This window comes from Bacteroidales bacterium (genome assembly GCA_013314715.1).
In the GTDB taxonomy this organism is placed as follows: Bacteria; Bacteroidota; Bacteroidia; order Bacteroidales; family GWA2-32-17; genus Ch61.
In genome coordinates, this window is the sequence record JABUFC010000038.1 from 19,940 (window position 1) to 29,700 (window position 9,761).

Genomic DNA, 9,761 nt, shown 5'->3' on the forward strand with positions numbered 1-9,761 from the left:
ACTGAACTCGTTTCAGTATCTCCTCAAATCACAACACTACCCCTCAAAACCGTCATACTGAACTTGTTTCAGTATCTCCACAAAAACCCAAAACTACTCCCCAAAAACCGTCATGCTGAATTTATTTCAGCATCCGATCAAACACATCATTCCCTTCATACTATCCCTTATACGTCATGCTGAACTCGTTTCAGTATCTCCTCAAATCACAACACTACCCCCTCAACCGTCATGCTGAACTCGTTTCAGCATCTCCTCAAAACCCAACATACCCCTCAAAAGCGTCATGCTGAACTCGTTTCAGCATCTCCACACCCCCACTTATAAAAAAAATAATAATTCTAAATAAAAAATTAAAACCTATGTCGCAATATAAAGACTACGGATGGAACAATCAGGAACTAACAGCAGCTCATACTTATATCCTTCCTGAATTATTGAAATTACTAAAAAATGTTGAACAACCCATACTTGATGTAGGATGTGGCAATGGTGCTATCGCAAATTATCTTATATCGATAGGACATACCGTTTACGGCATAGATGCATCAGAATCGGGCATAAAACAGGCAAATAAAATAAATCCAAATCATTTTTTTGTTCAAAATATAGATTCAAAAGAACTTCCCAATGATTTGAAAAATATTCCCTTTAAAACAATCATTTCTACAGAAGTAATTGAACATTTATATGACCCCAAGGGATATATTGCATTTTGTAAGAATATATTAGAACAAAATGGGGGTGGTCATTTAATCATTTCTACACCTTATAATGGATACCTTAAAAATTTATTAATTTCTATTTTTAATAAATGGGATTTACACTTAAATCCATTATAGGATGGAGGTCAAATAAAGTTTTGGTCACGTAAAAGCTTAACTTTTTTACTTTTAGAAAATAATTTTAGTATAGAAAAATTTGCTGGAGTTAGACGCATCCCTTATATTTGGAAATCAATGATAATAAAAGCTTATGTTAGAAAATCAAAAAATTGATCTTTCGCAATACGAAAACGCATTAAGTCGAAAAAATCAAATAGCAAGGTTCATCTGGAACATTACTTGGTTCTTATTTGCACGTCCTTTTCCTCGTAGTATTGGCAATAAATGGCGAATTTTTTTACTCAAAATATTTGGAGCAAAAGTAAGCTGGAAAGCTGTTATATATTCAAATGTAAGAATATATATGCCTTGGAAATTAAAAATGAATGATTATGCTTGTTTAGCACCCGAAGTCGATTGCTATAATGTAGATTGGGTTATTATAGGAGCCAATTCAACTATTTCTCAAAAATCTTACCTTTGCACTGCGTCACATGATATATATAAATCGAATATGCCATTAATAACAGCACCTATTGTAATCGAAGACCAGGTATGGGTTGCTGCTGATGTGTATATTGGTCCAGGCATAACCATTCATCAGGGATCTGTAATTGCTGCCCGTGCTGTTGTGGTAAAAGATGTTGAACCTTGGACTATTGTAGGAGGCAATCCAGCAAAGTTTATTAAAAAAAGAGAAATACACGAATAAAATGTTAGACATTAGCGTAATTATATTAACCTATAACGAAGAAATTCATATAGAACGATGTATTCAAAATATTAAAACTATCGCTAAAGACATTTTTGTGGTGGATTGTTTTTCTACTGATAATACTGTTAAAATTGCTAAAAGTCTCGGTGCAAAAGTCTTTCAACATAAATGGGAAAACAGTTATGCAAAACAATTTAACTGGGCATTAGAAAATTTACCAATTACCACAAAATGGATTTTACGTTTAGATGCTGATGAATACCTATACCCTGAACTAATAGAAGAAATAACTAAAAAATTGCCTAAACTCCCTGAAAATATTACCGGTATTGTATTTAAACGTCGTCATATTTTCCTTGAAAAATGGATGAAAAGAGGTACCTATCCGGTTAAATTACTTAGATTATTTCAACACAAGAAAGGTATTTGTGAACAACGTTGGATGGATGAACATATCCAATTAAACGAGGGAATTTCTATTGAATTTGAACACGATTTTGCCGATCATAATTTAAATAACCTTACATGGTGGACACAAAAACATAATGGTTATGCTATACGCGAAGCCATTGATTTATTAAATATAGAACTGCATTTTTATGAAGAAAAAGAGCCTCAATTAAATGCACAAGCATTAAAAAAAAGAAAACATAAAGAAAGCTATGCGCGTAAACCTTTATTTTTGAGAGCATTTATATATTTTGTTTACAGATATTTTTTTAAACTTGGTTTCTTAGAAGGCAAAGAAGGTTTTTTATGGCATTTTTTGCAAGGTTGGTGGTATAGAACCCTAGTTGATGTCAAAATATACGAAATCAAAAAAACTTGCGGCACCGACAAAGAAAAAATAAAACAATACCTGCTTACTCACCACCATATTAACATTGATGATAACTGAAAAATTGAAAATTAAAAACTCAATAACTCATTTTCAAATTGACACATCTTATCTTCAAATCCTCTAATTATCTCATCTTTTAATCATTAAATTATCCATTAATTTACTTTTTTCGCAAAATATTAATAAAATTTGCGAATTAAATCGCAAAATCATGATTGAAATAATCATATCTGCAAAAATTACGAGTAGCCTTTTTAAAGGGAAAGCTATTGTAATACTTGTTCCAAGGCAAGTATGAAAAACTACACTGCTTAAAAATATTTTTTCAACATCAAACGAAGTATTGTGGCTAAATGCAGATAATATTGAAGTTCAAGAATTACTTGATATACCTTCGTCCACAGAACTCAAAAAAGTTATTGACGAGGCTTAACGAATAAAAGAAATTAGAATAAAGTTGAAAATAATTATTGACGAAACAAAAAACATTCAACTTATAGTAACAGTATCCTCTTCATTTGATGTTTCAAATAAAATAAACGAGCCATTAAACGGACGAAAATTCGAATATGATTTATTTCCTGTTTCATTATCCGAAATAGTCAATCACCATCAGTTATTTAATGAAATTAAAACATCGGTTGGTTTATGGATATTATCCCGAAATTGTTACCAGTAATGGAAACGAAAAGGAACTTCTTAACGAATTAGCCAATAGTTATCTTTTTAAAGATATTTTATCTGGAATAAAATTTAAAAAGCGGATTAACTTTTTAAACTATTACATGCTTTGGCATTTCGGATAGGACAACAGGTTTCGTATCATGAATTAGGGCAAACTGTAGGCTTGGATAATGAAAAGGTTGAAACGTATATACAGTTATTAGAAAAAAGTTATGTGATTTTCAGGCTGAGTTCTTTTAACAGAAACCTACGTAATGAATCGAAAATATCGCAAAAATTTTTTTTTAACAATGGAATACGAAACACACTTATTTCAAACTTCAATTCTTTAGAACTTCGAAACAACGTAGGAGCATTGTGAGAAAATTTTTGGTCAGCGAACGTAAAAAACATTTATCCTATCAAAATATTTACACCAATTGCTATTGGGGCGTACACAAACTCAACAGGAAATTGATTATATTGAAGAAAGAAACGGAAAACTATACGCATTTGAATTTAAATGGAGTAAAAACAAAAATGTTAAATTTCCAAAATCATTTCTAGAAGCCTATTCAGAAAGTGAAACAAAAGTTATTTCACCTGATAATTTTGAGGAGTTTATAAGCTAATATCTGGTAAAAAGGTACAAAGTAATAATTCAAATTTTTTTTAATTAATCATTTACCGCTCATCATTAATATTAGTGCCTAAAGTAATTAAAATATCTAACAAAATATTCTAAGTATTTCGATCCTTAATGAACTCTAAGTAATAATTATCTTACTTTCATATTTTCAAATGATGAAATAGCCATCTCATCATTCTGAGATAACCAATCAAAAATGAATTTATTACATACAAATAACTATCACTATTTATTCGAATGACGTATTCCACCTAACCTAAATTTAAAAATTAAAAATAATTACAGATGAAAATCTCTCTCATCACCGCAACATATAATAACGCTGCCACCATTGTGGATTGTTTGGAATCGGTCAACACACAAACCGTAAAGCCATTTGAGCATATCATTATAGATGGTCAATCAACAGATGGAACACTCGAAATATTAGCTAATTATAAACATTTAAAAGTTTTATCAGAACCCGACAAGGGCATATACGATGCACTTAATAAAGGCATTCGCCTAGCAAATGGCGATATTATTGGATTTATGCATGCAGATGATTTCTATGCTAATAATCAAGTTTTAGCATGGGTTAACCAAACATTTGAACAAGCTCAGTGCGACGCTGTATATGGCGATTTACAATACGTACAAGCCAACAACATAAAAAAAATCGTTCGTAACTGGAAAGCCGGAGAATACAAACAAAAAAAAATAAAATGGGGTTGGATGCCTCCACATCCTACCCTTTTTGTAAAGAAATCGGTGTACGAAAAATTCGGTAACTTCGATTTATCTTATACTATTGCTGCCGATTATGAATTAATGATGCGTTTTTTATGGAAACATAACATTTCATTAGTTTACATTCCTAAATTATTTATCAACATGCGTACAGGAGGCAAGAGCAACCGATGGTTAAATATTTATTTAAAAATGAAAGAAGATTATAGAGCCATTCGTTCGCACCATATTGGAGGACTAAAAGTATTAATCTTTAAAAATCTTCGCAAAATAGAACAATTTTTTTAATCTCTTTTCTCATTTATTAAATCTTACCATTATGCGATTTGTTTTATTTGCTTATTTAATAATATATTCCATATCCTCACAGGCTCAAAGCATAGTAACAGGTGCAGAGCAAGTGGACAAATACTTGCCTATGCTCCAAGCAAAACGGGTGGGCATTGTTTGCAATCACTCTTCACGCATAGGCAATACCTTGCTGGTCGATAGCCTCTTAAAGCTCCATGTGAATATTGTGAAGATATTTGCGCCCGAGCACGGCTTTCGTGGTGAAGCTGAGGCCGGCGAATATGTAGCCTCTGGCAAAGACTTACAAACAGGCTTACCCATTATTTCGCTCTATGGCAAAAACAAAAAGCCCTCTACCCAAGACCTTAGCGATGTAAATGTATTGCTCTTCGATATACAAGATGTGGGTGTTCGCTTTTATACCTATATTTCTACCTTGCACTATGTCATGGAATCGGCAGCAGAAAATAATAAGCCATTGATTGTACTCGATCGCCCCAATCCCTTAGGTTATTATGTTGATGGACCTGTCTTAGACACTGCTTATCGCTCGTTTGTGGGCATGCACCCTGTTCCCATTGTACACGGAATGACGATAGGCGAATATGCACAAATGATTAATGGCGAAAAATGGCTTAAAAACAATGTTCAATGTTCATTAACCGTTATTCCATGCAGTCTATACCGACATAATACTCGTTATGTTTTACCGGTCAAACCCAGCCCCAATTTAATTGATATGACTTCGGTGTATCTTTATCCCAGTCTATGTTTGTTCGAAGGAACGGTAATAAGCGTTGGGCGAGGTACAGCTTATCCGTTTCAGGTTTGCGGACATCCATTATTAAAAGGAAAATATTCATTTTCGTTTACACCAAAGGCTAAACTAGGCAATAAAACACTTCTCTACGATGCCAAACCTTGCTATGGATTGGATTTACGACAGCACATTGATTCTACTTTCACGTTGAAATATTTGTTAGAAATGTACCACCATTACCCGTATAAAAAAGAGTTTTTCAATTCGTTTTTCATAAAGTTAATAGGCAACAAAAAAGTGTACGATGCTATAAAAGCAGAAAAAAGCGAAGTAGAAATTCGCTCGTTATGGACAGACGAGGTAAATGCCTTTATGCAAATAAGGAAAAAATATTTGTTATACGATTAGCCCACACCATCAACATTAGAGTGGACTCCTTCAAACAACTACACCCACTGTCATACCGAGCCTGTCGAGGTATAATCATACACAAAACTAAATGGGCAGTGGGGTCATTCTTCGACAGGCTCAGAATGACGGGAAATTCGACAAGCTCAAAATGACAAGAAAAATGAATCGACCCTACACCCACTGTCATACCGAGCCTGTCGAGGTATAATCATACACAAAACTAAATGAGCAGTGGGGTCATTCTTCGACAAGCTCAGAATGACGGGAAATTCGACAAACTCAGAATGACAAGAAAAATGAATCAACCCTACACCCACTGTCATACCGAGCCTGTCAAGGTATTACCATACACAATACTAAATGAGCAGTGGGGTCATTCTTCGACAAGCTCAGAATGACGGGAAATTCGACAAGCTCAAAATGACAAGAAAAATGAATCGACCCTACACCCACTGTCATACCGAGCCTGTCGAGGTATAACCATACGCAAAACTAAATGGGCATTGGGATCATTCTTCGACAGGCTCAGAATGACGGGAAAAATGAACGATATAATAATAAGTATCATATAATAAAATCAAGCATATAATTGAAATATTTATATGTTTATATATTAGAATGCTCAGACAAATCCTATTATACAGGAGTAACCAATGATATTGAAAGAAGAATGTTTGAGCATAATTCAGGTTACTCTCCTAAGGCATACACCTATAGGAGAAGACCCGTTAAATTGTTGTGGCTTTCAGAGGCGTTAAAGCCATCGGATGCTATTTCATTAGAAAAGCAAATAAAAGGTTGGTCTCGACCAAAAAAAGAAGCTTTTATTTATCAAGATTGGAATAAATTAAAAGAATTGTCAAAGTCAAGTTCTTCAAGTAAATAGATAAAAAATAAGAAATTCATATCAACTCTACACCCACTGTCATACCGAGCTTGTCGAGGTATAACCATACACAAAACTAAATGGGTATTGGGGTCATTCTTCGACAGGCTCAGAATGACGGGAAATTCGACAAACTCAGAATGACAAGAAAAATGAATCGACCCTACACCCACTGTCATACCGAGCCTGTCGAGGTATAACCATACGCAAAACTAAATGGGCATTGGGATCATTCTTCGACAGGCTCAGAATGACGAGCAATTCGATAGGTTCAGAATAATGAGAAAATAATTCTGTAATCAACCATCATAGTTTTTTACCATCCAAAATACTTTTTTAAAAAATAATTCGTTTAAGCATGATTATATAAAAATATGCGTTTTGTTTTTCTATTAATAGCGTTTTTCGTATCTACACTTTCCTTTGGACAAGTGGGAGGCAAGGGTGTATATGCATTTATGCAATTACCTGGTTCGTCGCATGTAAGTGCTTTAGGAGGCAATAACATCAGCGTTGTAAGCAACGAACCCTCGTTTGTTATTCAAAACCCTGCCCTGTTGAACGATTCGCTGCTCAATATTCCGGTTATCAACACATCTAAATATTTTGCCGATATCTACTACGGCTCTGCAGGATATGCTTTTCATAATCGTTATGTAGGGAATATATTCATAGGTTTTCAGCATTTTAACTACGGCAAGTTTTCCGAATTCGACGAAGTTGGCAATCGTATTGGCAGTTTTTCGGCAGCCGATTATGCTTTGTGTTTGAGCACCTCGCATTTTTTTTCCGACTCTTCTTTTTCGTGGGGTGTAGCCCTTAAACCCATTCTCTCTCAATACGAATCTTATTCGTCTTATGGCATTGTGAGCGATTGGGGGCTGTTGTATCATAATATTCATAATTTATGGACAGTTGCACTAACATTAAAAAATTTGGGTTATCAGCTTAAATCGTATTACGATAATCACCATGAGCCTATCGATGCCGATTGGCAACTAGGTATTACTAAAAAGCTGAAACATGCTCCCTTACGCCTTAGTCTAACATTCCAGCATTTAGAACAGTGGAACTTAGCAAAGTATGTGGACGAAAAACAATCAGAAAACACTACGGTTTTGGGCGAGGAATCAACACAAAGGTCTGCTTTTGAAAGAAAAAGTGATGAACTTTTGCGACATATAATAGTGGCTACTGATATTGTAATTTCTAAAAACTTTTACATAGCCTTTGGATATAATTTTCAGCGTCGCAAAGAACTTGGAACCGTTACCCGTATGGCAACAACCGGACTATCGTGGGGGTTTGGTTTTAAAATTTATCGTTTTCAGTTTCATTATGCACGAGCTGCATATAATTTGGCAGGTGCTTCGAATATGATAACGCTTTCGAGTCGAATAAACGATTGGAAAAAAAAATAATAAGATTCATTTTACCACTTCATAAGTCCCCTTTGCGGTAATACGTACAAGGGGATTTTTTTTATTGTTTTCAAACGCGTGATATACAGGTTGCAAATTTTCCCAAAAAAGCTTGTGCTCTGGATATAATGTATATAATGATTGCATATTTTCTTGGGTCATCTTGGTTGGGAATATATGTACCGGAATGGGTTGTGATGATTGAGCTGTAGCTTCAATTGCCATTATGTATAATTCTTTTATTGCGTCGTCGCCAATAGGAAAGCAACCAATTGTAACGCAATTGCCATGAATAAAAATATCATTTCCGGGTTTTCCACTTTTACAATTTTTTAAATCGGCAGCATTGGGATAATCGACCCGCATCGAAAGATAAAAGTTACTCGTTGGATTAAATTGTGAAATTTTATAGACACCTTCGGGCATTTGCTCATCGCCTTGTTGACGCTTAGGACCTGGCTTACCTGATGTGGAACAAAGCGGATAAGTAGTTACTAATTTGAAACTGCTGTCCATTTTCTTTTTTCCCCACACTTCTAATACTCTTTCTTGTTTAAATATACGAATAAATAATTGCAAGTCCTTTAAATCGAGATTTGAAGCCATAAGCAGCATTTCAACATTCGATAATTTTTCTTTATAGGCTGTTTTTACACGTTCGTATGATTTTTGATTTTCGAGAAATGTTTGTGAAAAATTCATATTAAATTGAAAAAATAAAACGAAAAACAAAACCATGTATTTCATATCTGTTTGATTACATTAACACAAAGGGAGTTTCATTAAAAAAGAAAACAAAAGGAATTGATTTAGAAGGTTCATCGCCATTAAAAATAATTTTAACAGGAGCTAAACCTAAAACTTCCTTTCGTATTGAAAAGTTTTCAGGATTATAATACCAATTTTCAATAAAAACGATACTACTAATATTATGATAAGGTGAAAACAACGATGAATCAGATATTTCTAAACGTTGATACAATTCATCTTTAGTCAAGGGTTTGGCAGTAAATGGATGATAGGCATCAGATGGTTTCTTAATCGCTTTATCGATTAATAATCGCACAAGTTTATTTTTATTTAATGAAAAATTGGGAGTAATTGAATCCTCAAATGGGAATTCATAAATTACATGTTTTGCTAATAGTGTATTTGCATCTGAAGCATGGCATTTTACTTTTCCTGCGAGTTTACGTTGTTTAAGTTCTTTGTCGGTTTTAATAGGAGCCCAAAATATAACATTTTTATTAAACTGAATGGTGGCTAAAGTATCGAGTTCCCATGTTTCATAAAAGTAAATATCGTTAAATTGAGTGGTGTCGAAAGTTAAATGCTTATTATTTCGCAATATTGATAACCAGCTTTCTTTATCTAATGGATGAAAAACACTATCTTCAAAAATAGGGTTATACAAGTTTAATTTATTTTGAAGTACTTGATAAAATAGTTTTGATATAAAATTATTGATTTTAAATGGCGATTTCCACGGCGATGCCTGAAGTACAGAATCAGCAAAAATACTCGTTACAACTACTTCCTCATCGAGCAAAAGATTTTTTTTAGCATTTAAA

At 33.7% G+C, this 9,761-nt stretch carries 8 protein-coding genes and 2 pseudogenes; 8 read left to right on the top strand and 2 right to left on the bottom strand.

Annotated elements, in window-relative coordinates:
- The first annotated feature begins 362 nt into the window (after nt 1–362).
- The 8 genes and pseudogenes from HPY79_09370 (at nt 363) to porQ (ending at nt 8,190) form a co-directional block, all read left to right on the top strand.
- A pseudogene (locus HPY79_09370) lies at nt 363–998 on the top strand (class I SAM-dependent methyltransferase).
- Nucleotides 976–1,536: a putative colanic acid biosynthesis acetyltransferase gene (locus tag HPY79_09375; GenBank protein NSW46008.1), complete on the top strand. Its 561-nt coding sequence runs from the start codon at nt 976–978 to the stop codon at nt 1,534–1,536. The pseudogene HPY79_09370 and the gene HPY79_09375 overlap by 23 nt, the downstream one beginning before the upstream one ends.
- 1 nt (nt 1,537) lies before the next feature.
- Nucleotides 1,538–2,437, top strand: coding sequence for a glycosyltransferase family 2 protein (locus HPY79_09380; protein NSW46009.1), 900 nt, complete (start codon nt 1,538–1,540; stop codon nt 2,435–2,437).
- Between the two features lie 154 nt (nt 2,438–2,591).
- A pseudogene (locus HPY79_09385) lies at nt 2,592–3,675 on the top strand (ATP-binding protein).
- A gap of 302 nt (nt 3,676–3,977) precedes the next feature.
- Nucleotides 3,978–4,709 (top strand): glycosyltransferase, encoded by a 732-nt coding sequence (locus HPY79_09390; GenBank protein ID NSW46010.1) that lies wholly within the window; start codon nt 3,978–3,980, stop codon nt 4,707–4,709.
- Between the two features lie 31 nt (nt 4,710–4,740).
- Entirely contained in the window at nt 4,741–5,880 is a 1,140-nt protein-coding gene (locus HPY79_09395; protein NSW46011.1) for a DUF1343 domain-containing protein, read from the top strand.
- Between the two features lie 592 nt (nt 5,881–6,472).
- Entirely contained in the window at nt 6,473–6,769 is a 297-nt protein-coding gene (locus HPY79_09400) for a GIY-YIG nuclease family protein (protein NSW46012.1), read from the top strand.
- 374 nt (nt 6,770–7,143) lie between these two features.
- Nucleotides 7,144–8,190: a type IX secretion system protein PorQ gene (gene porQ / locus HPY79_09405; GenBank protein ID NSW46013.1), complete on the top strand. Its 1,047-nt coding sequence runs from the start codon at nt 7,144–7,146 to the stop codon at nt 8,188–8,190.
- Nucleotides 8,191–8,196: 6 nt separating this feature from the next.
- Here the strand turns inward: porQ and HPY79_09410 are convergent, their stop codons facing one another.
- On the bottom strand, nt 8,197–8,892 hold the full coding sequence (locus HPY79_09410; protein NSW46014.1) for a L,D-transpeptidase family protein: 696 nt from the start codon (nt 8,890–8,892) through the stop codon (nt 8,197–8,199).
- A gap of 55 nt (nt 8,893–8,947) precedes the next feature.
- Nucleotides 8,948–9,761: hypothetical protein (locus tag HPY79_09415; protein ID NSW46015.1), on the bottom strand; the 814-nt coding region annotated here is incomplete at its 5' end.

What these genes read in the sequence shown, in the direction of transcription:
- HPY79_09375 (NSW46008.1), top strand. Translation starts at nt 976, where the DNA reads ATGTTAGAAAATCAAAAAATTGATCTTTCGCAATACGAAAACGCATTA.
- HPY79_09380 (NSW46009.1), top strand. Translation starts at nt 1,538, where the DNA reads ATGTTAGACATTAGCGTAATTATATTAACCTATAACGAAGAAATTCAT.
- HPY79_09390 (NSW46010.1), top strand. Translation starts at nt 3,978, where the DNA reads ATGAAAATCTCTCTCATCACCGCAACATATAATAACGCTGCCACCATT.
- HPY79_09395 (NSW46011.1), top strand. Translation starts at nt 4,741, where the DNA reads ATGCGATTTGTTTTATTTGCTTATTTAATAATATATTCCATATCCTCA.
- porQ (NSW46013.1), top strand. Translation starts at nt 7,144, where the DNA reads ATGCGTTTTGTTTTTCTATTAATAGCGTTTTTCGTATCTACACTTTCC.
- HPY79_09410 (NSW46014.1), bottom strand. Translation starts at nt 8,892, where the DNA reads ATGAATTTTTCACAAACATTTCTCGAAAATCAAAAATCATACGAACGT.